Source organism: Lysobacter korlensis (genome assembly GCF_042434515.1).
Genome location: NZ_JBHLTG010000002.1, coordinates 346,440 through 371,228 on the forward strand (window position 1 = coordinate 346,440; position 24,789 = coordinate 371,228).

Genomic DNA, 24,789 nt, shown 5'->3' on the forward strand with positions numbered 1-24,789 from the left:
ACGGAACCGTTCTTCCGAGGACTCCCCGGTGATGGCCGGATCGCAGTCGTTAGGAGCCAAGTGTAGCGCGGGCGCGCATGCCGTTCACGAGCGCAGCGGCGCGCTCCGCATCGTCCGTGGTGATCACGAAGCTCCGGCCGTCCAGCCGCTCCAGCTCAAGCGCCTCGCCCGCTCGGAGCACGATGCCGAAGCGCCGGCCGGAGCCCCACCGGAATCCCCAGCCGCCGAAGTCGGCGAGGGGTTCGACCGAGACGACGGTCGCGGTCCGGATGTCGCTCAGCGGGATGTGGAAACGAGGCAACCCCAGGATGCCCCGAGCCACGACGCCCCGCGAGTCGATGCGCACGTGCCAGGCTGCCGTGGTTGCGAACAGTGCGAACAGCACGAGCGGAAGCAGCGCCAGCCCCCACAGGCGGCCGTCGGTCACGGCACCGACCGTGATGGCCATGCCGACCAGCAGCAGCACCACAGCCGCGCTGAGGACCAGATAGCCGCTCGCAGTTCCCCGGCGGGTCCAGATGGCGCGCTCCCCGGCCGCAAGCGGCAGGGCGTTCGGTGTGCGGGCGGCCTCACTCGGCGCCTCAGCGGCGGGCGGCAGGATGGACCAGGCTGCCGCAGCAATGACGAAGGCGATGGCGAAGCCCGCGAGCAGCGGCCAGAGGGGGCCGGGAGCCTGCGCTGCGTCCGCCATTCCCCGCTGCGCGCCGAAAATCCAGGTCAGCACGATCGTCAGGAAGACGGCGGCCCAGAGCGAGGTGACCGCCACGAACTTGTGCCGTGCGGTGACCCTGCCCGCGGCCGGGCTCAGGGTCAGAGCGCCGGCGAGGGTCAGCGGCACCGCGATTCCTACGACGGCGAGCAGCACCGGCGCTGCCCACGCCGGCACGAACCCGTCGGGGGTCGCATCCGAGCCCCAGTGCACCGCGACGGACGCCGGCACGTCGGGAAGCCAGGCGAGCATGATCGCGACGCCTGAGAGGGTGACGAGGACGGGAACCACGGCGGCCACAAGCAGCATTCGGCCGGTGAGCAATGGCAGGCGGCGAGCGCTCATGAGTTGTATTCCTCTCGGATGAGGGCGGTGAGGGCGGAGGCGGAGAGGCCGAGGCGCTTCGCCTCGAGGACCAGCTGCGGGATCGCGAGGGAGATCCCGGCGTAGTCGGCGGCGCGGCCGGTGACGACGGCACCGCGTCCCCGCCGCAGGTCGACGAGGCCCTCGTCACGAAGCTGCTGGTATGCCCGCAGCACGGTGTGCAGGTTGATGTCGAGCGAATCGGCGAGCTCACGGGCAGACGGCAGCCGGTCTCCCGCGGTGAGCTCTCCCCGCCCGATGTCGGAGCGCACCGCTGCCGCCAGCTGCTCGAAGAGCGGAACCGGCGAGGCGGGGTCGATACGGAGGAGCACGCTGCCATCCTATTGTTTGCATAGAGCTATAACAATAGAAGAAGGCGTCTTTTTTCCCTTCGCGCGAATCCCCCCGCGGACCAGCCGAATCCGCACTCCCAGCAGACTCACACTTGCCCCCCTCCCGGGGGCGACTTACGGTGGAGCCGACGCGGGAAAGCGTTATCCGATGGAGGGGGATTCGAGGATGAATTCAGGAAAGAATGCCGCGCCTCGCGCGGCGGCCGCGGCGATTCTCAGCGCGGCACTGGCTCTGACCGGCGCTTCTGCGGCGGGCGCCGCCCCGCCCGGAGGGGGCGGGGTGCAACTGGAGGACCTCGACCGCGGACTGATCGCCGCGGTCACCGGCGACGGTGTGTTCCTCAGCTGGCGGCTGCTCGCGCACGAGGTCACCGGACACACCGACAGCGGACTCACGAGCGCCGACTTCGAGGTCTACCGCGACGGTGAGCTGATCGAGACGGTGAGCGACAGCACCAACCACCTCGATGAGGAAGGCACGGCGGAGTCTCGCTACCGCGTCGCGATCGCCGGCGAGAAGGCGACAGGCGAGCACAAGCGCGACGCCGTCGCGCCGCAGGCACAGGCCTACGTCGACCTGAAGCTGACGAAGCCTGCGGATGGCGTCACCCCGGCAGGTGAGGCGTACACCTATTCCGCCAACGACATGAGCGTCGGCGATGTGGACGGCGACGGCGACTACGAGTACGTGGTGAAGTGGGACCCGTCCAACTCCAAGGACGTCTCGCAGGTCGGCTACACCGGCAACGTCTACGTGGACACCTACGAGGCCGACGGAACGCTGCTCAACCGGATCGACCTCGGTGTCAACATCCGGGCGGGCGCGCACTACACGCAGTTCCTCGTGTACGACTTCGACGGCGACGGCCGCTCGGAGCTCATGCTGAAGACAGCGCCCGGCACGAACATCACCCGCTTCGACCCGGAGGGCACGCAGACCTCGTCGAAGGACATCACACTGCCCAAGGAGGACCGCAAGGCCGGCGTCACGAACGAGGACGACTACCGGATGAGCGCCGAGGACTACCGCGAGCACCTGATCGGGATCTTCCAGGGCTGGCACGAGCACCCGGAGGTCGAGGCTGGCAACTGGCCGGCGACGCTCGAGGAGGCCTTCGGCATCGAGCCGCAGTACGACTACCCGCTGTCCCGGGAGGACGCCGTGGCGCTCGCCGATCACTTCATCAAGGTCTACGCTCCGAGCCGCAGCGCCCGCAACGACCTGACGAAGTTCGAGGGCTTCATCCTCACCGGACCCGAGTATCTGTCCGTCTTCGACCTCGGCAAGGGCAAAGAGCTCGAGACGGTGCACTACAAGCCCGGACGCGGCGACGACGGGCTCATGTGGGGCGACTACGCGATGGCGCGGATCGAGCCGGGCAACCGGGTCGACCGCTTCCTGGCAGGCGTGGCCTATCTGAACGGCACCACCCCGTCGGCCGTGTTCGCGCGCGGCTACTACACGCGGTCGACGCTCGTGGCGTACGACTGGGATGGCAAGCGGCTCAGCGAGCGCTGGTACGTCGACAGCGGCTGGACGCCGATGACGAACCCGTTCAACGACTCGCCGCACGGCCGCAACGGCACCGATCCGGAATACGGCTCGATCACCACGCAGGGCTTCCACTCGCTCAGCGCGAGCGATGTGGATGGCGACGGCCGGCACGAGATCGTCTACGGCTCCGCGACGATCGATGACGACGGCTCGCTGCTCTACAGCTCGGCCGACGTGCTGCCTGCGGGCAGCGCCGACCCCGGTGCCGAGGCACGTCTTGGCCACGGCGACGCCATGCACGTCACCGACATCGACCCGCAGCGGGCAGGCAAGGAGATCTTCACCGTTCATGAGGGCGGCAGGTTCGCCCCCTACGGCTACGCCCTGCGCGACGCCGCCACCGGTGAGGTGATCTACGGCGAGTACACGGGTCGCGACACCGGTCGCGGAATGGTCGGCGACATCGTGACCGGGGAACCGGGTCTCGAGACCTGGGCGACGCGCATCCGGACCGCCGACGGCGACCCCATCGCTGGTCGGCTCCCCGGCACGAACCAGAGCATCCGCTGGGCGACCGACATGACGACGCAGATCGTCAACGGCAGCGGCAACAGCACCGTCACCATCGACGACTTCACGCGCGGCCGGCTGCTGACGGCGACCGACACCCGCTCGAACAACGGCACGAAGGGCAACCCGTCGCTCGTGGCGGATGTGTTCGGCGACTGGCGGGAGGAGCTGCTGGTACGGACGGCGGACAGCTCCGCGATCCGGATCTTCTTCAGCACCGAGGTGACGGACCGGAAGCTGTACACACTGATGCACGACCCGCAGTACCGGGCGGAGGTCGCGCGCCAGCAGACGGCGTACAACCAGCCGTCGTACACGGGCTTCTACCTCGGCTCGGACATCGACTGGTCGTCGGTGCCGGTGCCGGAGGTGCACCTCCCGCGCTGACCCTCAGAATCGATGACGGCCGCGTCGTCCGCTCAGCCCCTCGGGGCCGGGCGGCCGGCGCGGCCGTCGCGCATCAGCCGCCCGGCAGTCTCCCGAAGGCAGCGTCCACACCACCGCGCACGACGGCGAGTGCGCGGGAGAGGTACGGCGCGATCGGCCCACGGCGGACCCCGGCCGCCGCCCAGCCGTACCAGGCCGAGACCGCCGCACCGGCGAGCGCGGACGCCGCCGAGGCGCGCCCGACCGGGTCCGCCCCCGGCACCGCCGCCGTGACGGCACGCTGGAGCATCCCGGTCAGCCGCGCGGCGCGCGCGAAGCCGGCTGCCGCGGTCTCCGCAGCTCCGCCCATCACATCGGACTGCAGCACGGCGAGTGGGATCCGGTCGGGTCCGAGCTCTCCGCCGACCGCCTCGAGAGCGCCGATCACGGCGTCGAGGCCGCCGTCCGAGCCGACGGCTTCGAGCGCCTCCTGCAGCCGGCTCAGCGCCTCGTCGACATCCACCCAGAGCAGGTCGGGCTTCGACGGGAAGTAGTTGAAGAAGGTCGCCCGGCCCACGCCCGCGCGGCGCGCGATGTCATCGACGGTCGTGCCGTCGTACCCCCGCTCGAGGAACAGCTCGGCGGCCGCCTCCTCGATCGTGCGCCTGGATGAGACCCGAGGACGCCCTGTTGCGCCTCCGCGTGCGGGAATCATCCGGCCTCCACTAGTGTTCCTTCTTGGACTGAGTCCAATAATCCCACCATCATTCCAGACTGGAAGGCAGACCGTGAGCTCGACCGCCACTGCACCCCCCACCGCAGCACCCTCGGATCCCGCGATCGCGCGCCGCGCCCGGTGGGCATCCATGGTGGGCACGTCGCTCGAGTCGTACGACTTCTACCTGTTCGCGTACTTCTCCGCGTTCTTCGCCGGCCCGCTCTTCTTCGAGCCGCTGGGTACCGTCGGCGCGAACCTCGCCGCGCTCGCCACCATCGGCGTGGCGTTCGTGATCCGGCCGATCGGTGCGATCCTGTTCGGTCACCTCGGTGACCGGCTCGGCCGCCGCACCACGCTCATCGTGACCGTGACCCTGATGGGGCTCGCCACGGCCCTGATCGGCGTGCTGCCGACGTTCGAGCAGGCCGGCTGGGTCGGCGCCATCCTGCTGGTGATGCTGCGGGTCGTGCAGGGAATCTCCCTCGGCGGCGAGTGGGGCGGCGCGGTCCTGATCGCGACGGAGCACGAGAGCCGCGCTCGGCGTGCGTTCGCGGCCGCGATGCCGCAGCTCGGCTCACCGATCGGCTCCATCCTCTCGGCGGTGGCATTCATCTGGCTGACGCTCGCACTCCCGGTCGAGGAGATCGCCTCGTGGGCCTGGCGCCTGCCGTTCCTCACCGCGATCCCGCTGCTCGCGATCTCCCTCTACCTGCGCGTCGCGGTGACCGAGACGCCGGTCTTCAAGGCCGTCGCCGAGCAGCACCAGCGTCCGAAGGTGCCGCTGGCCGCGGTGTTCCGCGCACAGCCGGTCACGATCCTCGTCGCCATCGGCGTCGCCATCCTCGGCATCGGCTCCTACTCGCTGATGAACACCTACACCCTCAACTACGGTGCCGCGATCCTCGGCTACGACTACACCCAGCTGCTGACCGCCACGACGATCGGCGGCCTGCTCCAGCTGGTCACCATCCCGCTCTTCGGCCTCTGGGCCACCCGCGTGGGGTCCGGCAAGGTCGTCGCCTGGGGTGCGCTCGGCACGCTGCTGGTCGCGTTCCCGCTCTACTTCTTCCTGCAGTCGGCCAGCTTCCCGTTCCTCGTGGGAATGATGATCGTCGGCGGGATCCTGCCGACGATGAGCTGGGCTGCGCTCGGCGGCATCTACAACGAGCTGTTCGATGAGCGCTACCGCTACACGGCACTCGGGTTCGCCTACGCGTTGGCCGCCGTGATCGCCGGTTTCGTCCCGTCGCTCACCGCGGCGTTCGGTGTGGCCACCGGCCAGGCGTGGTGGCACCCAGGCGTCGTGCTGGCCGCCATGTCCCTCATCACATTGGTCTCGGCGCTCTACGCCATCCGGATCCGCGTCGACCGCGATGAGGCGCCCGCCCCCGACCCGGTCCGCCTTCCGGTCGCGACCAGCTGACGCCACGCTCACTCGCGGACTGCTGCCGCTCCCGGAGAGCGGCAGCAGTCCCCAATCCAGCGCATTGGTAGAATCGGGAGCTCATCCCCACACTCAGGCACCTCCTCACTGACACGGTGCCGCACATATCGAACCGGAGTCCCGCCATGACCGCTGCCATCCCCGAAAAGCCCGCGCTCGAGGGACTCGAAGCCAAATGGGGTGAGGCCTGGGAGGCCCAGGGCGTCTACCGGTTCGACCGCGACTCCGCGACCCGCGAGACCATCTACTCGATCGACACGCCGCCGCCGACCGCGTCGGGCAGCCTGCACATCGGCCACGTCTTCAGCTACACCCACATGGACCTGGCGGCGCGGTACCACCGGATGCGGGGCCGGAGCATCTTCTACCCGATGGGCTGGGACGACAACGGTCTGCCCACGGAGCGGCGGGTGCAGAACTACTACGGGGTCCGCTGTGATCCGAGCCTGCCGTACGAACCGGACTTCACGCCGCCCTTCGAAGGGGGCGACAACAAGAGCTCAAAGGCCGCGGACCAGCAGCCCGTGAGCCGGCGCAACTTCATCGAGCTCTGCGAGCGCCTCACCGTCGAGGACGAGAAGCAGTTCGAGGAGCTGTGGCGCAAGCTCGGCCTCTCCGTCGACTGGACACAGACCTACCGCACCATCGGCGAGGAGTCGCAGCGCGCAGCGCAGCGAGCGTTCCTGCGGAACCTCGCCCGCGGCGAGGCGTACCAGTCGGATGCCCCGACGCTCTGGGATGTGACGTTCCGCACCGCGGTGGCGCAGGCGGAGCTCGAGGACAAGGAGCAGCCCGGTGCGCTGCACCGCATCCTGTTCGCCCGCGACGGCGCCGACGGGCTGGGCACCTCGATCGAGATCGAGACCAGCCGGCCGGAGCTGATCCCCGCGTGCGTGGCGCTCGTCGCGCATCCGGACGACGAGCGGTATAAGCCGCTGTTCGGCAGCACGGTGCGCACGCCGCTGTTCGGCGTCGAGGTGCCCGTGGTCGCCCACCATCTGGCGCAGCAGGACAAGGGCACCGGCATCGCCATGATCTGCACCTTCGGTGACGTCACCGACGTGATCTGGTGGCGCGAGCTGGACCTCCCGAACCGGGCGATTCTCGGGTTCGACGGTCGCATCGTCTCCGAGCCGCCCGCCGCGATCGAGACCGGGCCTGCCCGGAATGCGTACGCAGAGCTGGCAGGCAAGACGGTGTTCAGCGCGAAGCAGCGGATGGTCGAGATGCTGCAGGAGTCGGGTGACATGGTGGGCGAGCCCCGCAAGATCACCCACCCGGTGAAGTTCTACGAGAAGGGTGACCGGCCGCTCGAGATCGTCTCGACCCGCCAGTGGTACATCCGGAACGGCGCCCGCGACGAGGACCTTCGCGACGCGCTGCTCGAACGCGGCCGGGAGATCGGATTCGTGCCCGAGTTCATGCGGGTGCGGTACGAGAACTGGGTCGGCGGGCTCAACGGAGACTGGCTGATCTCCCGTCAGCGGTTCTTCGGTGTGCCCATCCCCGTCTGGTATCCGCTGGACACGGACGGCAATCCGGTGCAGGACTCCCCGATCGTTCCGGACGAGGCGCAGCTGCCGGTCGATCCGTCGTCGATGCCGGCGCCCGGCTACGAGGAGTCGCAGCGCGGCCTGCCCGGCGGCTTCGTCGGCGAGCTGGACATCATGGACACCTGGGCCACCTCCTCGCTGACTCCGCAGATCGCGGGCGGCTGGGAGACCGACCCGGAGCTGTTCGGACTGGTGTTCCCGTACTCGCTGCGCAGCCAGGGTCAGGACATCATCCGGACATGGCTGTTCTCCACCGTGCTGCGCTCGCACCTCGAGCACGGCACCGTGCCGTGGCAGAACGCCGGCATCTCCGGCTTCATCGTGGACCCGGACCGCAAGAAGATGTCGAAGTCGAAGGGCAATGTGGTGACGCCCGCGTCGATGCTCGAGGAGCACGGTTCCGATGCGGTGCGCTACTGGGCCGCGTCCAGCCGGCTGGGCACGGATGCGGCCTTCGACCCGCAGAACCCGAAGCAGATCAAGATCGGACGCCGGCTCGCCATCAAGGTGCTGAACGCGGCGAAGTTCGTGTACTCGTTCCCGTCCGCCCCTTCGCTGGCCGACCCTTCGACGGGCTCAGGGACCGAGCTCGCCGCCGTGACGCTCCCGCTCGATCGCGACATGCTGGCGGAACTCAGCCGCGTGGTCGACACGGCGACGCGCGCCTTCGACGAGTACGACCACGCGCGCGCCCTGGAGACGGCGGAGCAGTTCTTCTGGACGTTCTGCGACGACTACCTCGAGCTCGTGAAGGAACGGGCATACAGCGACTCCGACCCGGCGGCTCAGGCAAGTGCCGTCGTGGCGCTGCGCACCGCGATCGACGTGCTGCTGCGTCTGTTCGCCCCGTTCCTCCCGTTCGCCACCGAGGAGGTGTGGAGCTGGACCCATGAGAGCTCCGTGCACACCGCCCCATGGCCGACGGCTCCCCTCGACGATGCACCGACGGGGCTCTTCTCGCTCGTCTCGGAGGCGCTGATCGGCATCCGGCGTGCGAAGACCGACGCGAAGGCGTCGCAGAAGACGCCGGTGACCTCCGCCACCATCACCGGACCTGCACTGCTCGAGGCGGCGGCGGACGACCTGCGGGGTGTCGGACGCATCGAGACGCTCGAGTTCGCCCACGGCGACGCGGTCGAGGTCACCCGCATCCATCTGGCGGACGTCTGATGCAGATCGGCACGCGGTGGAAGGTCGGCGCCGAGCCGCCCGCACGGCTCCCCGACTCCGTCAAGGACGCCATCGCCCGCACGGAGGCCGACGTCGCGCACCTCGATACGGACCGCTGGCGCTGGACCCTGACGTGGCTCGAGAACCGCCCTGTGGTCGAGCTGAATGACGGCACGACGATCCGGCTCGGTTCCGACGGAACGGTGACGGTCACCCGCGACGAGGACTGACTCCTTCCCCGAGTCGCGGAGATCTGATGCGACACGCCGTCGAGTCGCGTGAGAAGTCCGCGATTCGCGGAGGGGAGGCCGCTGCGTCAGCGGCCGAGCATGGCGCCCTGGGCCGAGGTCGCGCGGTCGAGCTGAAGCTGCTCCAGTGCGATGCGGTGGCTGCGCCGCTCCGGGGTCAGCGCGTTGCGCTCTGCGCGGCGGCCTGCCCACAGCACCAATGCCGTTCCGATGCGCAAGGCCAGGCGGTCGATGCCGCGGGTGCCGTTCGGCGCGGTGGAGACGGTTGCGGTGGTCATGATTCCCTCCCCTCGAGGTTCTTCGTGTCGTTGGACGGAAGTTCGGGCGTCTCTTCGGCGTCGAGCACCGGGAAGCCGTTCAGCTGGATCTGAACCGGCCGGGCGCCCGGAACCGGCGAGTTCTTCTGGTGCTGGTACATGTCGACGTGGCGATCCACGACTCCCTGCAACTCCTCCGTGAGCGCCTTCAGCTGATCCGAGGTCAGGCGGGCGTTCGCAGTGCTGACCATGCTCGCCTCGAGCCAGCGCTTCGGCAGCACGTCGTCGCCGTTGGCGAGGAAGTCCTCGAGGAGCGTCTCCCTGGTGCGCTGCCATTGACGCAGCACAAGGTCGTGCGCGGCGCGGGCGGCCGCGGTCGGCGGGAGGCTCGAGTGGTCGAGGTTGATCCCGCCCGGCACCCGCTCCCACCAGCGCTCACGAGCCGTCCCCCGGCCCTCCACCTCGCGGACGAAGGCGTGCCGCTCCAGCTGGCGGAGGTGGTAGCTGGTGGCGCCGCTGGACTCCCCCAGCCGATCCGCCAGTCCGCTCGCGGTGTGCGCGCCATAGGTGCTGAGGACGTCGAGGATCTGCACACGCAGTGGGTGCGCGAGCGCCTTCAGCGACTCCATGTCGATCCGCCGGTCGGCGGGCCGCGGGCTGGGTGTCATGAGTGCAAAGATACTCTTGCAAACACCGCTTTGCAAGTTTTTCTTTGCAACGTTTTCTTTGTGTCGTCGATGCGGCAGGCGGAGTCAGCCGCGCGCGAGGATCTCCCCGTGAGGCATCGCGTACCAGGCGTTCGGCTGCGTCACATACTCCAGCCACGCCTCGCTGATGTGCTGGAGCTCCCGCGCGGTGGCGAAGCCGCCCGCCACCGCGTCCTTAGCGAACTGTGAGTACAGCGCCCGCTGCGACCAGTTGCCGCCCCACCATTCGCGGTCCTCGTCCGAAGCGAAGCACCAGATCGATGCGTCGGCGGCGACGTCGGTGTAGCCGGCCTCGAGGGCCCAGGCCTTGAGGGACCGCCCAGCGTTCGGGTCGCCGCCGTTGCCGTAGTGCACCTGGAGCAGGATGCGCAGCCAGTCGTCGAGGCCACGGTTCTCGGGATACCAGATGGTGCCGCCGTAGACGACATCCCTCGCCCCGACCACTCCCCCGGCGGTTCGGACGCGCCGCATCTCGCGGAGGACATCCACTGGTCGTGCGACATGCTGCAGCACCTGGTGGGCGTGCACGACATCGAACGTCTCGTTGGGGAAGTCCAGCGCGTAGGCGTTCCCGACGAGAAACTCGACGTTGGTGAGCCCCCGCTCCTTTGCGAGGCCCGCCGCCTGCTCCACGATCTCGATCGACGAGTCCATGCCGACCACCCGACCGGGCGCCACCCGCTCCGCGATGTCCACGGTGATGGTCCCCGGTCCGCAGCCGACGTCGAGCACGCTGGCTCCCGGCACGAGGGCGTCGGCGAGGTACGAGGCGGAGTTCTCGACCGTGCGCCAGGAGTGGGACCGGACCACGCTGGGGTGGTGACCGTGCGTGTAGCTTTCGCGAGTCATGCCGAGAACTCTAGGCAGATGGCGCGAACTAGCATCGCATTATGACGAACCCCTTTCTCGAGCCCAGCTCCCTGCCCTACGGCCTGCCGCCCTTCGCCGAGATCCGCGACGAGCACTACGAGCCGGCGTTCGAGCGGGGCATGGAGGAGCAGCTCGAGGAGCTGGAGCAGATCACGGGGAACCAGGACGAGCCGACATTCGAGAACACGCTCGTGCCGCTCGAGCGGAGCGGTCAGACGCTCGCCCGTGTCGCCCATGTCTTCTTCAACGAGAGCTCGTCGGACTCCGACGACTTCACCAACGACCTCGAGGAGCGAATGGCGCCGAAGCTCGCCGCGCACGAGGACGCCATCAAGCTGAACGCGGACCTGTACGCCCGCGTCCGCACCCTGCACGAGGCGGCCGACTCGCTCGACCTCGGCGCTGAGCAGCAGTACCTGATCGAGCGCTGGCACACCGAGATGACGCTCGCCGGGGCCAGCCTCAGCGATGCCGACAAGGAGGTGCTGCGCGAGTACAACGCCAGCCTGTCGACCCTGACCACCCGGTTCGAGAAGAACCTGCTCGCCGACACGAACGACCTGGCTGTCGTCTTCGACGACGCGTCGGAACTCGACGGGCTCACCCTCGGCGAGCTGTCGGCGGCGGAGCAGGCGGCGAAGGAGCGGGGCCTCGAGGGGAAGTACCTGGTCACCCTGGTGCTTCCGACCGGGCATCCATTCCTCGCCTCGCTGACGAATCGCGAGTCGCGGCGCCGCATCATGGAGGCCTCGCGCCAGCGCGGCAGGCGCGGCAATGAACACGACAACCGGCAGCTGGTGCTCGAGATCACCAGGCTCCGGGCGAAGCGGGCACGGCTGCTCGGCTTCGAGTCGCACGCCGCGTTCGTCACCGCGGACGAGACCGCCCGCACGCCGGAGGCCGTCGCCGACATGCTCGGTCGTTTGGCGCCACCGGCGGCCCGGAACGCCCTCGTCGAGCAGGAGGGTCTGCAGCGGCTGATCGGCGACGGGTTCGAGCTTGAGGCGCACGACTGGGCGTTCTATCGCGAGAAGGTTCGCGCGGCCACCTATGACGTGGACACCGCGGCGATGCGGCCGTATTTCGAGGCGGAGCGGGTGCTGCAGGATGGGGTGTTCCACGCCGCGACGAAGCTGTATGGCATCACCTTCACCGAGCGCGACGACCTGGTGGCCTACCACCCGGACGCCCGCGTCTTCGAGGTGCGGAACGAGGACGGATCGCCGCTCGGGCTGTACGTCTACGACCTGTACACCCGCGACTCGAAGCGCGGCGGCGCCTGGATGAACCCGCTCATCTCGCAGAACGAGCTGCTCGGGCATCCGACGGTTGTGGTGAACAATCTCAACGTGCCGAAGCCGGCTCCGGGCGAGCCGACGCTGCTCACCTACGACGAGGTGAACACCCTGTTCCACGAGTTCGGCCACGCGCTGCACGGCCTCTTCGCCCAGGTGGTGTATCCGAAGTTCTCCGGCACCAACGTGTTCCGCGACTTCGTGGAGTTCCCGAGCCAGGTGAACGAGATGTGGATGCTGTGGCCGGAGATCCTGGAGAACTACGCCGTCCACCACGAGACCGGTGAGCCCCTGCCCAAGGACATGGTCGAGCGGCTCGACGCCGCGAAGCAGTACGGCGAGGGCTTCGCAACCAGCGAGTACCTCGCGGCCGCGCTCCTGGACCAGGCGTGGCACGCGATCGACGCGGACGCCGAGGTGCACGATGTGGAGGCATTCGAGGACGGGGCGCTCCGCTCGGTGGGGCTCGACAACCCCGCGGTGCCGACCCGGTACTCGAGCACCTACTTCGCGCACATCTTCTCCGGCGGCTACTCGGCCGGGTACTACTCCTATATCTGGAGCGAGGTGCTCGACGCCGACACCGTCGAATGGTTCAAGGACAATGGCGGGCTCACCCGCGAGAACGGGGACCGGTTCCGCGAGCGCCTGCTCGGCGTCGGAGGAAAGAAGAACCCGCTGGAGGCGTACCGCGACTTCCGCGGCCGCGAAGCCGACATCCAGCCCCTGCTCGACCGCCGCGGCCTCAACTGACCCACCCCCTTCCGCGAAGGGTTCAGGGGGCGAGGGCGCGGAGGGTGGCGAGGCGGTGTTCGAGGGTCGGGGCCTGCGGCACCAGGATCAGCTCGTCCGCGCCGGTGATCCGGGTCAGGGTGGCGAGGCGGTCGAGCACGGTCGCCCGGTCCCCGACCGCCTGCTGCGCGATGCGCTCGTCCAGGAAGGCGCGGTCGGACTCCGTCCAGTCGTGCGCGAGCGCATCCTCCATGGTGGGGACGCGCCCGGGCCGGATGCCGCGGCGCATCCGCAGCTGCTGCAGCGTGCTGGGGAGCAGCTGGCGGCGGGCGTCCTCGCGGCTCTCGCCGACCGCCGTCGCCACAGCCACCATGGAATGCGGTTCCCGCAGCACCACGGAGGGCGAGAAGGCCTTGCGATAGAGATCGAAGACCACGGGGGTGTTCCGCCCGCCGGCGAAATGGTGCGCGAACGCGAACGGCAGGCCCATGGCCCCCGCCAGCCGTGCACTGAAGTCGCTCGATCCCAGCAGCCACAGCTCTGGCGCATCGCCGAGGCCGGGCACCGCGATCACCTGCGATCCCTCGCCGCTCTCGAGAGCCGGGATGGTGCCGAAGTAGGCCAGCAGCTCGACCACCTGCTGCGGGAAGTCGTCCACCGTCTCCGCGCCGACGTTGCGGCGGATGGCGGCGGAGGTGACCGGGTCACTGCCCGGGGCGCGGCCGAGGCCGAGATCGACGCGATCCCCGTGCAGCGCCACCAGGGTTCCGAACTGCTCGGCGATGACGAGCGAGGAGTGGTTCGGCAGCATCACACCCCCGGAGCCGACACGGATGCGCTCCGTCGCCGCCGCGATCGCGGCGATGAGCACCGCGGGCGCCGAGCTCGCCACCGCGGGCATGCTGTGGTGCTCCGCCACCCAGAACCGGCGGTAGCCCAGCCGGTCCGCCTCGCGAGCCGTCGTCAGCGTCTCGGTCAGCGCCTCGGCGTGGCTGGAGCCGGAGCGGACGGATGCGAGGTCGAGCACGGAGAGCGGCGCGGTCATCCCTCAAGCCAACCGCATCCGCCGGCCGGCCATTCCGTCGTCGTTCCAGATTCCGCGTCGGCCGATCCGCGAGGATGGAGTGTGCACGTTCCGTCGCGGCCCCAATCGTGAAGCCGGTCTCGCGCGGCGCCGCGGTGCTCTGCCTCGTCGGTGCGACCGCGTTCTGGGCCGGCAATTACGTGATCGGCGAGGCCGTCGTCGACGTCATCGACCCGCTGAGCCTCACGCTGCTGCGCTGGGCGATCGCGGTCGTGCCCCTCGTTCTGCTCGCGCACTTCATCGAGCACCCCGACTGGCGGGCGGCGCTGCGCCGATGGCCGCTTCTGCTCGTGCTGGCGCTGCTCGGCATGGCGGCATTCCCGTTGGCGCTGTATGAGGCGCTTCGGCACACGACCGCGGTGAACGCATCCCTGATCAGCGCAGTGAACCCGGCACTGATCACGCTGGTGGCGGTGCTGGTGCTGCGGGAGCTCCTCGGCTGGCGCGGGTGGAGCGGCATCGCGCTCAGCCTCGTCGGTGTCGTGATCGTGATCCTGGCGGGCTCCGGTTCGACGCTCACCGCGGTGGAGGTCAACCTGGGCGATCTGCTGATGCTGGTGTCCATCGCCGTGTGGACCGCGTACACGATCCTCGGCCGCCGGCTGCACGGCGTTCCGCCGATCACGGCGACCGCGATTCAGGCGGGGATGACGGTGGCAGGGCTGACACCGGTCGCCGCCGTGAACGGCATCAGCCTCCCGACGGAGGCGCCGTCGGTCTGGGCCCTGCTCTTCATCGGGATCTTCCCCTCCGTGGGTGCCTACCTCCTGTGGAACCTCGCGCTCCGCACGGTGCAGGCGTCGACCGGAGGCGTGTTCCTCAATCTCATGACCGTGTTCATCGTCGCCGCGGGCCTTCTGCTCGGCACGCCGATCGGCGGGATGCAGGTGCTCGGCGGTCTGCTCGTGCTCGGCGGCGTGATCCTCACCGCCCGCGACCGACCTCGAGCCCCCGTCCCGGCGGCTTAACCTTCTGCGAAGACCGTCGACAGCCGCGCCCACGCCTCGGCGCGGACGTATACCGGGAGCTCGTCGATCGGCACCTTCCGCTCGACCACCACGCCGCCGTTCGCCGGCTCACCGGTCCATGCGTCGACCCACTCGCCGTCGGGCAGGAACACCGACCACTGCTTCACGCCGGGTTCCACCACCGGCGAGATCAGCAGGTGATCGCCGAGCATCCACTGCAGCGGATGCTGCCAGACCCGCTCGTCGTCGGTGACGAAGAACAGCGGACGCATGAGCGGCAGCCCCTGCGCGATGGACTGGCCAGCCTGATCCGCGAGGTACGGGACGAGCCGCTCGCGGAGCTTCACGAACCGGCGGAACACGTCGACGACCCGGAGATCCCCGGTCCGCTCGGCGATGTTCCACGGTGTGCGGTCGCGGGAGGGTGTGCGGTGGTGGTTGAACTCCGAGTGGTACTGCATGATCGGCACGAACGCCGCGGCCGCGGCGGATCGCAGGTACAGCTCAGCATCGGGAACGTCGCCGGAGAAGCCGCCCAGGTCCCATCCCCAGTAGAGCAGCCCGCTTGCTGAGGCCGTCAGCCCGGCGAACATCGACCAGCGGAACGCCTCCCAGGTGGAGTTCTCGTCGCCGGCCCAGAACGTTCCATGGGCCTGGCTGCCGGTGTAGCCGGCCCGGCTGAAGGTGACCGGCGCTCTGCCCGCCGACCGCAGCAGGTCCCCGTAGGCCTTGGCGTACGCGACCGGGAAGGTGTTGTTCGCCTCACTCCCCCGCCTCCCATCGAGGTACTGGAGCTCCCGGCCCCAGGCATGCTCACCCCCGTCGGTCTTGAAGCCGTCGACCCCGAGGTCCTCGACGAGGTAGCGCCGCTTCTCGGTCCACCATCGGGCTGCCCGGTCGTCGGTGAGGTCCGGCATGAGGCCGAGCGGGAACCACCATCCCCGGTTCCGGTACGGACGTGAGCCGCCGGTGGGCGAGGGCTCGCGGATCAGCAGGTTCTCGCGGATCGCCGCCTCCGCGTCATGGCGCACCTGCCCGACCGGGTGCGGTCGCATCTTGATCAGCGGGATCTGCCACAGCAGCAGCCGGACGTCCCGGGCGTGGAGCTCGTCGATCATGCCCTTGGGGTCGGGCCATGCGCCGTCCGCTGGAAAGGTGAAGTCGGACAGCCGCAGCGGCCCTCCGTCACCGCGCGGCTGGTACTGCGCGTCTCGCCACACCGTGAAGGTCTGCTCGTCGCTCCACGCCTCGATGACGACGGCCCCGACCGGGATGTCGTGGGCGCGATGCAGGTCCGCCTGGCGCAGCACCTCGACTTGAGTGTTCCACTCGTTCCCGCTCGCCCAGAGGCGGAACACCCAGCCGGGAAGCTCCTCCGGGCGGCCCGTCTCGGCGAGGAACGCGTCGAGCACCTCCCCCGGGCTGCCGTCGTAGAACGCGATCTCCAGTCGGCCGTCCTCGCCCGTCTCCGCCTCGATCCACAGCCGGTCAGGGTCGCGGCTGCCGACGTCGAACCAGACCCTGCGCGATGTCCTGACGTGGAAGCCCCAGCCCGCGCCGCCCACCACGTGGGCGAACGGCATCGGCAGGTAGGTCTTCCGTTCGCGGCCCTGGCTCTTGTACTGCTCGAACACGACGGAGTCGAGGGTCTGCCCGCGCTGGTCGAGCGCGTCGAACCGCTCACCGAATCCGACGACCCGCTCGCCAGGTGCCAGCGGCAGGGCGAACCGGACTCGGGACGTCGACGAGCCGTCGGTGAGCGCCTCGGCGGTGTCGCGAAGCGCCCGAGGTGTCCCCGACTGGTGAACGGCGTCCGGCGCCGGGTTCCAGGCCGAGACGGTGAAGTCGAACCAGCGTGTGCGCTGCCCGGAACCGGTGAATCGGTAGCGCCAGCGGTCACCGGCGACGAGGCCGTCGAGCTCGCACCGCCATCCGCCGGCCGCGCGCGCCAGCCGCGCCTGCGCGGACGCGAGGTGGCCGCCGTCGAGCACCTGGCCGCGCGATGTGCGGGTCGAGCGCTGCAGCGGCTGCGTGCCGGCCGCCTGCCCGTTCCGCTCCAGTTCCACCTCGACGGCGTCGACCTCCCGGGATGCCCGCACGCCCAAGGTGAGCGGCTGCCCCGCCTCGGGGTCGACGGGCCAGCGCTGCTCGGTGTCGACCGAGTACGGGTGGCCGGAGCCGAACGGACGATGCAGGATCATCGGGTCTCCCCCCCGGCCGTGAGCCTCAGTTCCACGGCGAGCCGGATGTACATGGCGTATGACCAGAGAAGCGGGTCCGCCGAGCGCCCCCAGCGCGTCTCCCACTCGGGCAGGCGGTCGGGATGCAGAAGATGGTCCGCCACCTGCTCCGGCATGGTGCCGGATCGGGTGGCCGTGCCGGCGGCCCAGCGCAGCAGCTCGGTCGCCCGGGCCTCATCCCCCCGCGCCAGGTGGGCCAGTCCGAGGAAGCAGCTGAGCAGTGGCCACTGCCCGCCGCCGTAGTAGACGTCGGCCGCATAACGGTGGACGCCACCGTCCACCGTGAGCTCCGTCTCGACCGCGGTGAGCGTTCCCGTGGCGGCCGCGCTGGTGACGTCGAGCACATCGAGCGGTGCAAGCAGCGCCAGCAGGCTGCCGTCGACCGCGTTCGAGCCCAGCCACTTGCGCAGGCGGCCGTCGGCGACGCCGTCCTCCAGGATGAGGTCGGTGGCGGCATCCGCCGTGTCCCCGCACCGTCTGGCGAGCCCGGCGTCGAGCACCCCGAGCCGGGAAGCGGACCGGAGTCCGGCAGCGACGCACCCGAGGGTCGACACGTGCACCTCGGCGTCGTGCTCCTCCCACCAGTCGAAGCACGGCCGGCGCCAGGAGACGAGCAGATAGTCGGCGGTGAGCTCGACGGCGCGCCGCCAGCGGGTCGGATCACCGCCGTGCCGCGCGACATGCTCCTCCAGCGCCCAGAGCCAGGTTCCGTAGCCGTCCAGCTGGAAGTCCCACCAGTCGACGTCGCCCGGAGCGCCGTCGAGCGTGTACCTGGTGGGCAGCATCCGGTCCGCCGGTGTCTCGATGCCCGCGGCGGCCTCAGCGATGACCGCCGAGATCCGGCCGGCCTGACGCTCCAGCGTCGCGGCGCACCAGTCGAAGAAGCGCTCTGCCGAGTCGCGTTCACCGAGCGCGGACATGGCGTCGGCGATGAACGCGCCGTCGCGGAACCAGGAGAACCCGCGGTAGGCCGAGAAGGTGGGGCTCGCCGGATACGCACCGCCCGGGTGCTGCTGTTCGAGGATGAGCGCTCGGCCCTGCTGGACGATCGCCTGCAGCGCTTCGCGATCGGTCGCGAGGTCGGATTGGGTCATGAACTTCAACTCCTGCGGAGGGATGCGGACAGGGCAGGGTCCCGGGGCCGAGTGCTCCCCGGGACCCGCGGGAGCGATCAGCCGCCGATCACGGCATTGATGCGCTCCTCGGCGCTGGCGAGCGCTTCCTCGACCGACTTGCGTCCGGCCTGCGCCTCGACGAGCTCCTCGGTCACGATGTCCTGCATCTCCGTCTGACCCTCTGCGACCACAGGGGGCAGCGCGATGTTCTCGAGCGAGTCGAACACCGCCTGGCGGTTCGCCGGGGTCTCCTGCTCGAGGTAGGCGGCGAGTTTCGACTCGTCGCTGATCGGCGGGAGCTCCCACCCGCTCTCGAGCCGCACGTCGACCATCGTGTCGGAGGAGGTGAGGAACTCGGCCCACTTGGTGGCCGCTTCGACGTTCTCCGCGTTCGCTGACACGCCCACGGCGTTCGAGAAGGTCGCGCTGGCCTGCTGCGTGTTGCCGGGCTCCACCGCGATGTCCCAGGTGAACGGCACATCGGCGAGGGCGCCGAACACCCAGATGCCGGTGTGCAGCATTCCGAGCTTGCCCTCCTTGAACAGGTTGGTGTCGAAGTCGGGAGTGCCCTGCCCCTGTTCGATCGTCGGCATCACGGTGCCGCTCTTCTCGACGAGCCATTCCGCGGCCTCGATGCCTTCCGGTGAGTTGAACGCAACCGATGTGCCGTCCTCGGCGAGGAACTCTCCGCCGTTCTGCGCGAGCGCCTTGTAGAACTCGTAGAAGCTCACCGGCTGGTGATCGCCCCACACGCCGGCACCTTCGTCGGTGAGCGCCTCGGCGGCGGCACGCTCGTCCTCCCACGTCCAGTCAGCAGTGGGGTAGTCGAGCCCGGCCGCGTCGAACAGCTCGGCGTTGTAGTAGAGCACCACGTTCGAGAACGAGCTGGGCAGCGCGTACTGCGTTCCGTCGCTCTGGTACGCCTCGAGCAGCGACGGCCGGTATGCGTCCGGGGCGCTCACCTCGAGCTCGGCCAGCACGCCGTCGGCCGCGAGCTGCGCGAAGTTCGCGTACTCGAGGTCGAAGACGTCGCTCACCGTGCCTGCGGCGAGGTCGGTCTGCAGCGCGGTGCCGTAGTCGGCGTACGGGAGCGTCGTGACGTCCACCGTGATGCCGGGGTTCTCCTCCTCGAACGCGGCGACGATGGTCTCGAGGTTCTCCTCGTTCCCGCCGTTCGAGATGAAGTTGGTGTAGGTGATGGTGACGTTCTCGTCTCCGGGCTCACCACCGCCGCCACCGCCACCGCCGGAGGCGGCGCAGGCGGTCAGGGCGAGCGCTGCGATCGCGGCGGAGGCTCCCGCCTTCGCGATTCTGCTGTTCATGTGTTGCTCTCCTTCGTTGGATACATGAGTGGTGGTGTGGGTCTGGGGTGGATCACTTGATCCCGCTGCTCGCGACGCCCTGGATGACGTACTTCTGAGCGAAGAGGTAGAGCGCGAGCATCGGGATGACGCTGACGACTGAGCCGGCCATGACGATGTCCCACTGTGTGGAGTACTGCCCCTGCAGGCCGGCGAGTGCGATGGGCAGGGTCTGCAGCTCCGGGTCGCGGAGGACGATCAGGGGCCAGAGGAAGCTGTTCCAGCTGCCCATGAAGGCGAACACCGTGAGCGTCGCGAGTGCCGGCCGGATATTCGGCAGCACGATCGTCCAGAAGATGCGGACGTGACCCGCACCGTCGAGGGTGGCCGCCTCATCCAGCTCCCGCGGCACCTGGTTGACCGCCTGCCGCAGCAGGAAGATCCCGAACGCGCTCGCGAAGGACGGAAGCAGTGCGCCGAGGTGGGTGTTGAGCAGGCCCAGCGTCTTCACCTCGACGAACAGCGGCACGATGAGCACCTGCAGCGGGATCATCATCGTGGCCAGATAGACGGCGAAGACGATCCCGGAGCCGCGGAAGGGAAGCCGGCTGAAGGCGTATGCGGCCGTCGCGCTGGTGAAGAGCTGCGCCACGGTGGTGGCCGCCGCCAGCAGCAGGCTGTTGCCCACCACCTGGAGGAACGGCCGCTCGGCGAAGAGCCGCGCGTACGCGTCGAGCGACGGGTCGGACGGGATCAGAGCCGGGGTGACGCTCAGCCCCGCGCCGGGGGTGATCGACGTGATGATCGTCCAGAGGAACGGGAAGAACATCAGGGCGGCGCCGGCGACCATCACCACCTGGAGGGTGATGCGGGCGGTGCGGGTGCGCAGCTCAGCCATAGTTCACCCACCGGCGCTGTCCGAGGATCTGGATCGCCGTGACCGCGAGGATGACGGCGAAGAGCATCCAGCTGAGCGCGGACGCCTCGCCCGCCGCCCCGTACCGGAAGGTCAGGTCGTAGACCTGCTGCACCACGACTTGCGTGGACCGGCCCGGACCGCCGCCGGTCATGGCGAACACCTGGTCGAACACCTGGAAGCCGTTGATGAGCGAGATGACCAGCACGAAGAAGGTGCTGGGGCTGAGCAGGGGCAGCGTGACGCTCACCAGTCGCCGCCAGGCACCGGCGCCATCCACCTTCGCGGCGTCGTGGAGCTCCGGATTGATCGACTGCAGGCCCGCCAGCAGGATCACCATGACGAAGCCGAGATCCTTCCATGCCGAGGCGAGGATGATCGACGGCATCGCCCAGACCGGGTCGGTCCACCAGCCGGGGCCGTCGATCCCGAACCAGGAGAGTGCGACGTTGACCACGCCGGTGCTCGGGTTGAGGAGCCAGCGCCAGACGAGTGCCACGACGATCCAGCTCGTCACGACGGGGAGGAAGTACACACCCCGCAGGAACGACCTCCCCTTCAGGCGGGTGTTCAGCGCGAGTGCCAGTGCCAGCCCGCCGACGTAGACCAGCGGAAGGTATCCGACGATGTAGTAGACGGTGTGGAGGAAGACCTCCCCCGTCGCCGGATCCGCGGCGAGGCGGGCGAAGTTGTCGAGGCCGACCCACTCCATCGCGGAGATGAGATTCCAGTCGTGCAGGCTGATCCACGCGGCCGCCACCATCGGGCCGAGCACGAACAGCGCCAGCGGAACGGCGCTCGGCAGCAGGAACGCAAGCACGGTGAGCGCGTAGCGCGCGCGGTGCCGGCGGACGGGACGGCGCACCGGGGCTTCGGCCGGGGGCTCGAGCAGCGTCGGCGGGGGCGGGACGGTCACCGTCATGAGACCGCCCTCCTCGCCGACTGCTCCACGAGGCGCTGGCGGACCAGCCTGCCCTGGTCGCCGGCCACGCCATCCGAGTCGAACGGGGTGGCAAGCACCAGCGCCGCGGCGCCCTGCGCCCACCCCTCGTCCTGCCAGCCCTCGACCGCGACGCCGATGCCGCGCCGTCCGGGGATGAGGTTCCTGCGGAACGCCGGCTCGAATCCGGCCGCCCAGTGCGCCCAGGCGACGGTTCCCTCACCGAGGACGATCACGATCTCGGGGTCGACCGTCTGCACGACGCCGGCAAGCGCACGGCCGAGCAGCCGCCCGGCCTCGGCGAAGACCTCGGTCGCCGCGTCGTTCCCGGCTTCTGCGGATGCGGAGAGCTGCGCAACGCCCTCCCCGCGCCGGATTGCGCCGCGGTCGACGGCGGTGCGCAGCAGGGCTGCCTCACCCACGAACGCTTCGAGACACGCCGACTTCCCGCAGGTGCAGTCGGGTCCGGTCTCCGCCATGGGCAGGTGGCCGATCTCGCCCGCTCCGCCGCCTGCTCCCCGGAGTACGACCCCGTCGACCACGATCCCGGCTCCCACACCAGTGCCGATCGTGACGACGAGGAAGCTGTCGTGCCGGCTGCCCAGGCCGTACAGGCGCTCGGCGAGCGCCAGCGCGTTCACGTTGTTCTCGACCAGCACCGGGAGCCCGAGTTCCCTGCGGAGCGCCTCACCCAACGGCACCTGGTGCCAGCCGAGGAGAGTGGAGTCCACGACCCCGTTCCCCTGGCGGTCGACCGACCCGGGCACGCCGACGCCGACGCCGAGGAGACGTGCGTCGGATCCGTTCTCGATGAACTCGCGCAGCGACGAGCTGAGGTCGGCGAGGATCGTCGGCGCCGATGGATCGAACGGTGCGCTGCCGGCCCGGGCGACCTTGCCGTCGATCCCCACCTCGACGAACGCGAGGTGGTCGTCCGCGACCTTGACGCCGACTGCGCGTCCGGCGGTGGAGACGAGGCCGAGCATCCGTCCAGGGCGTCCGCCCTGCGACGGTGAGTGCGAGAGCTCGACGAGCAGCCCGTCTGCCAGGAGGTCCTTGATGAGCTGGGTCATCAGTGCGGGAGACACGCGGAGGGCGCGCGCGAGGTCGGCGCGCGATGCCGGCCCGTGAGCGCCTAGATGAGCGAGCACCGCGGTGCGGTTCACATCCGCTCGATCCATCGGTCGTCCGACCATCGCCAACCCCTTTGTTCAGGACTAAATAAACCCTAGAATCAATTCGGCGTCAACAGAGAATTTTCGGACGGAGATGGAGTGAGCGGACTCGAGCGGCGGTTCTCGCGTTTTCTGGAGCGGCTCGTCGGCGTGGCCCGCGCCGACGACCGGGTCGTCGCCGTCGTCGGGATGGGTTCGACGGCGGCGCGCGAGCGGGTGGACGAGTGGTCGGACCACGACTTCGCGCTCGTCACGCGCCCGGGGTTCGAGGACGTCTTCCGGCACGATCTTTCCTGGCTCCCCGCCTCCGATCGGATCGCGCTCTCCGTCGTCGAGGACCATGGCGGGGTCAAGGTCGTCTACGACGACGGGCATGTGCTCGAGTTCGGCATCACGGACGTCGCGGGACTGGCGGGCTGGAAGGCGAACGCCTATGACGTGCTCACCGGTCCACCCGAAGTCCATGCCGCGATGGCGGCGATCGCCGTGCGTCCCGCCGGCGAGACGGCGGAGCGTGACGTCGCCCTCGTCCTGACCCAGGTGCTCATCGGCGTGGGGCGCGCGCGGCGTGGTGAGCGGCTGAACGCGAGCGACGTGATCCGCGGGCAGGCCGTCGGGCACCTGCTGCGCGCCGCCGCGGGGCGCCTGCCGCTCGATCGTCGCGCCGCACTCGACGATCTGGACCCGACGCGCCGTGTGGAGCAGGCGTTCCCCGGGCTCGCGAGCCGGATCGAGCGGCTGCTGGTGCTCGATGTCGAGGAGTGCGCGCGGGGCCTGCTCGATCTCACGACGGAACTGCTGGAGCCCGGCTGGCCCGGCTTCCCGCGACGCGGTGTCGACGCGGTGCGGCGCCGGCTCGGCTGGACCGGCTGAGACGGGTCAGGTCGCCGCTGCCGTCGGCTCCGGCTCCCTCGGGCGGCGGAACATGAGGAGAAGGATCCCACCGACGACGAGCCCCCAGAACGCCGAGCCGATGCCCAGCAGCTGCACGTTCGATGCCACCACGAGGAACGTCGCGATCGCGACGATGCGCTGCCGCTCGTCCTCGAGCGCAGACACGATCGCGGTGACGAGGGCACCGAGCAGCGCCAGCCCGGCCGCCGCGGTGATGAGGATCGGCGGTGACGCCGCGACCAGTGCCGTCATCAGCCCGGCACCGAGGCCGAGCACGACGTACGTCGCGCCACCCGTGAACGAAGCCAGCCAGCGCCGCCGTGGGTCCGGATGCGAATCCGGGCCCGCCATGATGGCGGCGGTGATCGCCGCGAGGTTGACGACGAACGCGCCGGCGAAGCTGCCGATTGCGGAAGCGACTCCCGTTCCGACGAGCACCGGGCGCGGCGGAGCCGAGTAGCCGAACGTCGTGAGCACCGCGAACCCTGGCACGTTCTGCCCCGCCATCGTGACGATGTACAGCGGCACGCCAAGGCTGACGAGCACCACCGGGTCGAAGGCCGGCGGTGTGAGCGTCAGGGTGGGCGTAAGAACCGGGTCCGTGAGCCACGCGGTGCCGGCACTGGCGGCGATGGCGATCGCGGTCGCCGCCATCGCGCCAGGGGTAGCCCAGCGCGGGGCGAAGCGATGGAGCAGGACCCACACGGCGATCACCGGCAGCGCCAGCCAGGGCACCTCGATCGATGCGGTCACCGGTGCCACGCAGATCGGGAAGAGGATGCCGGCGAGCATGGCGCTTGCCAGCGGCCTCGGGATGCCGGTGATGGCACGACCGAGCGCCGGCCACAGGCCGGTGAGGACGATCAGCACGCCACTGACCAGGAACGCCCCCACAGCGGCGGAGAAGTCGCCGGTCGCTCCGGACGCGAGGAGCAGGGCGGCGCCGGGAGTGGACCACGCGAACGACAGTGGGATGCGGTACCGCAGGCTCAGCACCATCGCGAGGACACCCTGAAGCACGCACAGCGCGAGCAGCCCCGATGCGGCCTGCACCGGTGAGGCCCCGACCGCGCCGAGTCCGGCGACGACCAGCGCGAACGAGCTGGCGAACCCGGTCACGGCGGCAACGACCCCCGCCGCGATCAGCTGCAGCATCTCTCCCCCTTCGACCGGGCCCAGCCTAGGGGCCGGCTCCCGTGCCGGACCGTGGGCGGGGCGGGCCAATCCGTCGCCGCTGGCCTTCTCTTCGGTGCCGCCGTCACGAGCCGCCACTCAGTCTTCCCAGAGGAGTGCCATGGCGGCGGAG

21 protein-coding genes are annotated in these 24,789 nt (G+C 69.7%); 7 read left to right on the forward strand and 14 right to left on the reverse strand.

What is annotated here, in order from left to right; translation table 11 throughout:
* Positions 1-49 precede the first annotated feature (49 nt).
* Complete coding sequence (locus tag ACFFGH_RS10935) at positions 50-1,054, reverse strand: hypothetical protein (protein ID WP_386668134.1); 1,005 nt, start codon at positions 1,052-1,054, stop codon at positions 50-52.
* Positions 1,051-1,404, reverse strand: a complete 354-nt coding sequence (locus tag ACFFGH_RS10940) for a GntR family transcriptional regulator (protein ID WP_386668136.1) — start codon at positions 1,402-1,404, stop codon at positions 1,051-1,053. The genes ACFFGH_RS10935 and ACFFGH_RS10940 overlap by 4 nt, the downstream gene beginning before the upstream one ends.
* Before the next feature lie 187 nt (positions 1,405-1,591).
* On the opposite strand from ACFFGH_RS10940, the gene ACFFGH_RS10945 reads away from it, so the two are divergent.
* Positions 1,592-3,877, forward strand: coding sequence for a rhamnogalacturonan lyase (locus tag ACFFGH_RS10945; RefSeq protein ID WP_386668138.1), 2,286 nt, complete (start codon positions 1,592-1,594; stop codon positions 3,875-3,877).
* 73 nt (positions 3,878-3,950) lie between these two features.
* On the opposite strand, the gene ACFFGH_RS10950 is transcribed toward ACFFGH_RS10945, so the two are convergent.
* A complete protein-coding gene (locus tag ACFFGH_RS10950; protein WP_386668140.1) occupies positions 3,951-4,571 on the reverse strand; it encodes a TetR family transcriptional regulator in 621 nt (206 codons plus the stop codon).
* Positions 4,572-4,644: 73 nt separating this feature from the next.
* On the opposite strand from ACFFGH_RS10950, the gene ACFFGH_RS10955 reads away from it, so the two are divergent.
* The 3 genes from ACFFGH_RS10955 (at position 4,645) to ACFFGH_RS10965 (ending at position 8,971) form a co-directional block, all read left to right on the forward strand.
* Complete coding sequence (locus tag ACFFGH_RS10955) at positions 4,645-5,997, forward strand: MFS transporter (RefSeq protein WP_386668142.1); 1,353 nt, start codon at positions 4,645-4,647, stop codon at positions 5,995-5,997.
* 146 nt (positions 5,998-6,143) lie between these two features.
* Entirely contained in the window at positions 6,144-8,741 is a 2,598-nt protein-coding gene (valS, locus tag ACFFGH_RS10960; protein WP_386668144.1) for a valine--tRNA ligase, read from the forward strand.
* Positions 8,741-8,971: a hypothetical protein gene (locus tag ACFFGH_RS10965; RefSeq protein ID WP_386668145.1), complete on the forward strand. Its 231-nt coding sequence runs from the start codon at positions 8,741-8,743 to the stop codon at positions 8,969-8,971. Before valS ends, ACFFGH_RS10965 begins: the two co-directional genes overlap by 1 nt.
* An 86-nt stretch (positions 8,972-9,057) precedes the next feature.
* Here ACFFGH_RS10965 and ACFFGH_RS10970 read toward each other — a convergent pair whose 3' ends face one another.
* The 3 genes from ACFFGH_RS10970 to ACFFGH_RS10980 form a co-directional block, all read right to left on the reverse strand.
* Positions 9,058-9,267 carry a hypothetical protein gene (locus tag ACFFGH_RS10970; protein ID WP_386668147.1) on the reverse strand — a complete coding sequence of 70 codons (210 nt, stop codon included), beginning with the start codon at positions 9,265-9,267 and terminating at the stop codon, positions 9,058-9,060.
* Complete coding sequence (locus ACFFGH_RS10975; protein ID WP_386668149.1) at positions 9,264-9,914, reverse strand: helix-turn-helix domain-containing protein; 651 nt, start codon at positions 9,912-9,914, stop codon at positions 9,264-9,266. Before ACFFGH_RS10975 ends, ACFFGH_RS10970 begins: the two co-directional genes overlap by 4 nt.
* Positions 9,915-9,998: 84 nt before the next feature.
* The gene (locus ACFFGH_RS10980) at positions 9,999-10,802 is read right to left on the reverse strand and encodes a methyltransferase domain-containing protein (protein ID WP_386668151.1); all 804 of its coding nucleotides are present in this window, start codon (positions 10,800-10,802) and stop codon (positions 9,999-10,001) included.
* Positions 10,803-10,843: 41 nt separating this feature from the next.
* Here ACFFGH_RS10980 and ACFFGH_RS10985 point away from each other — a divergent pair, with 41 nt between their 5' ends.
* Positions 10,844-12,871 carry a M3 family metallopeptidase gene (locus ACFFGH_RS10985; protein WP_386668153.1) on the forward strand — a complete coding sequence of 676 codons (2,028 nt, stop codon included), beginning with the start codon at positions 10,844-10,846 and terminating at the stop codon, positions 12,869-12,871.
* Between the two features lie 22 nt (positions 12,872-12,893).
* Here ACFFGH_RS10985 and ACFFGH_RS10990 read toward each other — a convergent pair whose 3' ends face one another.
* Positions 12,894-13,895, reverse strand: a complete 1,002-nt coding sequence (locus ACFFGH_RS10990) for an LLM class flavin-dependent oxidoreductase (RefSeq protein ID WP_386668155.1) — start codon at positions 13,893-13,895, stop codon at positions 12,894-12,896.
* A 107-nt stretch (positions 13,896-14,002) separates the two neighbouring features.
* Here ACFFGH_RS10990 and ACFFGH_RS10995 point away from each other — a divergent pair, with 107 nt between their 5' ends.
* On the forward strand, positions 14,003-14,902 hold the full coding sequence (locus ACFFGH_RS10995) for a DMT family transporter (protein ID WP_386668157.1): 900 nt from the start codon (positions 14,003-14,005) through the stop codon (positions 14,900-14,902).
* Here the strand turns inward: ACFFGH_RS10995 and ACFFGH_RS11000 are convergent.
* The 6 genes from ACFFGH_RS11000 to ACFFGH_RS11025 all read right to left on the reverse strand — a co-directional run bounded on the left by ACFFGH_RS11000 (position 14,899) and on the right by ACFFGH_RS11025 (position 22,595).
* Positions 14,899-17,103 (reverse strand): glycoside hydrolase family 31 protein, encoded by a 2,205-nt coding sequence (locus tag ACFFGH_RS11000; protein ID WP_386668159.1) that lies wholly within the window; start codon positions 17,101-17,103, stop codon positions 14,899-14,901. The two genes, ACFFGH_RS10995 and ACFFGH_RS11000, sit on opposite strands and share 4 nt — an antisense overlap.
* A complete protein-coding gene (locus ACFFGH_RS11005; RefSeq protein WP_386668161.1) occupies positions 17,100-18,236 on the reverse strand; it encodes a glycoside hydrolase family 15 protein in 1,137 nt (378 codons plus the stop codon). Before ACFFGH_RS11005 ends, ACFFGH_RS11000 begins: the two co-directional genes overlap by 4 nt.
* Positions 18,237-18,313: 77 nt before the next feature.
* The gene (locus tag ACFFGH_RS11010) at positions 18,314-19,579 is read right to left on the reverse strand and encodes an ABC transporter substrate-binding protein (protein WP_386668163.1); all 1,266 of its coding nucleotides are present in this window, start codon (positions 19,577-19,579) and stop codon (positions 18,314-18,316) included.
* A 52-nt stretch (positions 19,580-19,631) separates the two neighbouring features.
* Entirely contained in the window at positions 19,632-20,456 is an 825-nt protein-coding gene (locus tag ACFFGH_RS11015) for a carbohydrate ABC transporter permease (protein ID WP_386668165.1), read from the reverse strand.
* On the reverse strand, positions 20,449-21,396 hold the full coding sequence (locus ACFFGH_RS11020; protein WP_386668167.1) for a carbohydrate ABC transporter permease: 948 nt from the start codon (positions 21,394-21,396) through the stop codon (positions 20,449-20,451). The genes ACFFGH_RS11015 and ACFFGH_RS11020 overlap by 8 nt, the downstream gene beginning before the upstream one ends.
* Positions 21,393-22,595, reverse strand: a complete 1,203-nt coding sequence (locus ACFFGH_RS11025) for an ROK family protein (protein WP_386668169.1) — start codon at positions 22,593-22,595, stop codon at positions 21,393-21,395. Before ACFFGH_RS11025 ends, ACFFGH_RS11020 begins: the two co-directional genes overlap by 4 nt.
* Positions 22,596-22,688: 93 nt before the next feature.
* Here ACFFGH_RS11025 and ACFFGH_RS11030 point away from each other — a divergent pair, with 93 nt between their 5' ends.
* Positions 22,689-23,462, forward strand: a complete 774-nt coding sequence (locus tag ACFFGH_RS11030; protein WP_386668171.1) for a hypothetical protein — start codon at positions 22,689-22,691, stop codon at positions 23,460-23,462.
* Between the two features lie 6 nt (positions 23,463-23,468).
* On the opposite strand, the gene ACFFGH_RS11035 is transcribed toward ACFFGH_RS11030, so the two are convergent.
* On the reverse strand, positions 23,469-24,638 hold the full coding sequence (locus tag ACFFGH_RS11035; RefSeq protein WP_386668173.1) for a benzoate/H(+) symporter BenE family transporter: 1,170 nt from the start codon (positions 24,636-24,638) through the stop codon (positions 23,469-23,471).
* Positions 24,639-24,789: the final 151 nt, after the last annotated feature.

What these genes read in the sequence shown, in the direction of transcription:
- ACFFGH_RS11035 (WP_386668173.1), bottom strand. Translation starts at nt 24,638, where the DNA reads ATGCTGCAGCTGATCGCGGCGGGGGTCGTTGCCGCCGTGACCGGGTTC.
- ACFFGH_RS10950 (WP_386668140.1), bottom strand. Translation starts at nt 4,571, where the DNA reads ATGATTCCCGCACGCGGAGGCGCAACAGGGCGTCCTCGGGTCTCATCC.
- ACFFGH_RS11020 (WP_386668167.1), bottom strand. Translation starts at nt 21,396, where the DNA reads ATGACGGTGACCGTCCCGCCCCCGCCGACGCTGCTCGAGCCCCCGGCC.
- ACFFGH_RS10980 (WP_386668151.1), bottom strand. Translation starts at nt 10,802, where the DNA reads ATGACTCGCGAAAGCTACACGCACGGTCACCACCCCAGCGTGGTCCGG.
- valS (WP_386668144.1), top strand. Translation starts at nt 6,144, where the DNA reads ATGACCGCTGCCATCCCCGAAAAGCCCGCGCTCGAGGGACTCGAAGCC.
- ACFFGH_RS11000 (WP_386668159.1), bottom strand. Translation starts at nt 17,103, where the DNA reads ATGATCCTGCATCGTCCGTTCGGCTCCGGCCACCCGTACTCGGTCGAC.
- ACFFGH_RS10990 (WP_386668155.1), bottom strand. Translation starts at nt 13,895, where the DNA reads ATGACCGCGCCGCTCTCCGTGCTCGACCTCGCATCCGTCCGCTCCGGC.
- ACFFGH_RS11025 (WP_386668169.1), bottom strand. Translation starts at nt 22,595, where the DNA reads ATGGATCGAGCGGATGTGAACCGCACCGCGGTGCTCGCTCATCTAGGC.
- ACFFGH_RS10965 (WP_386668145.1), top strand. Translation starts at nt 8,741, where the DNA reads ATGCAGATCGGCACGCGGTGGAAGGTCGGCGCCGAGCCGCCCGCACGG.
- ACFFGH_RS11010 (WP_386668163.1), bottom strand. Translation starts at nt 19,579, where the DNA reads ATGAACAGCAGAATCGCGAAGGCGGGAGCCTCCGCCGCGATCGCAGCG.
- ACFFGH_RS10985 (WP_386668153.1), top strand. Translation starts at nt 10,844, where the DNA reads ATGACGAACCCCTTTCTCGAGCCCAGCTCCCTGCCCTACGGCCTGCCG.
- ACFFGH_RS10970 (WP_386668147.1), bottom strand. Translation starts at nt 9,267, where the DNA reads ATGACCACCGCAACCGTCTCCACCGCGCCGAACGGCACCCGCGGCATC.
- ACFFGH_RS11005 (WP_386668161.1), bottom strand. Translation starts at nt 18,236, where the DNA reads ATGACCCAATCCGACCTCGCGACCGATCGCGAAGCGCTGCAGGCGATC.
- ACFFGH_RS11015 (WP_386668165.1), bottom strand. Translation starts at nt 20,456, where the DNA reads ATGGCTGAGCTGCGCACCCGCACCGCCCGCATCACCCTCCAGGTGGTG.
- ACFFGH_RS10945 (WP_386668138.1), top strand. Translation starts at nt 1,592, where the DNA reads ATGAATTCAGGAAAGAATGCCGCGCCTCGCGCGGCGGCCGCGGCGATT.
- ACFFGH_RS10975 (WP_386668149.1), bottom strand. Translation starts at nt 9,914, where the DNA reads ATGACACCCAGCCCGCGGCCCGCCGACCGGCGGATCGACATGGAGTCG.
- ACFFGH_RS10935 (WP_386668134.1), bottom strand. Translation starts at nt 1,054, where the DNA reads ATGAGCGCTCGCCGCCTGCCATTGCTCACCGGCCGAATGCTGCTTGTG.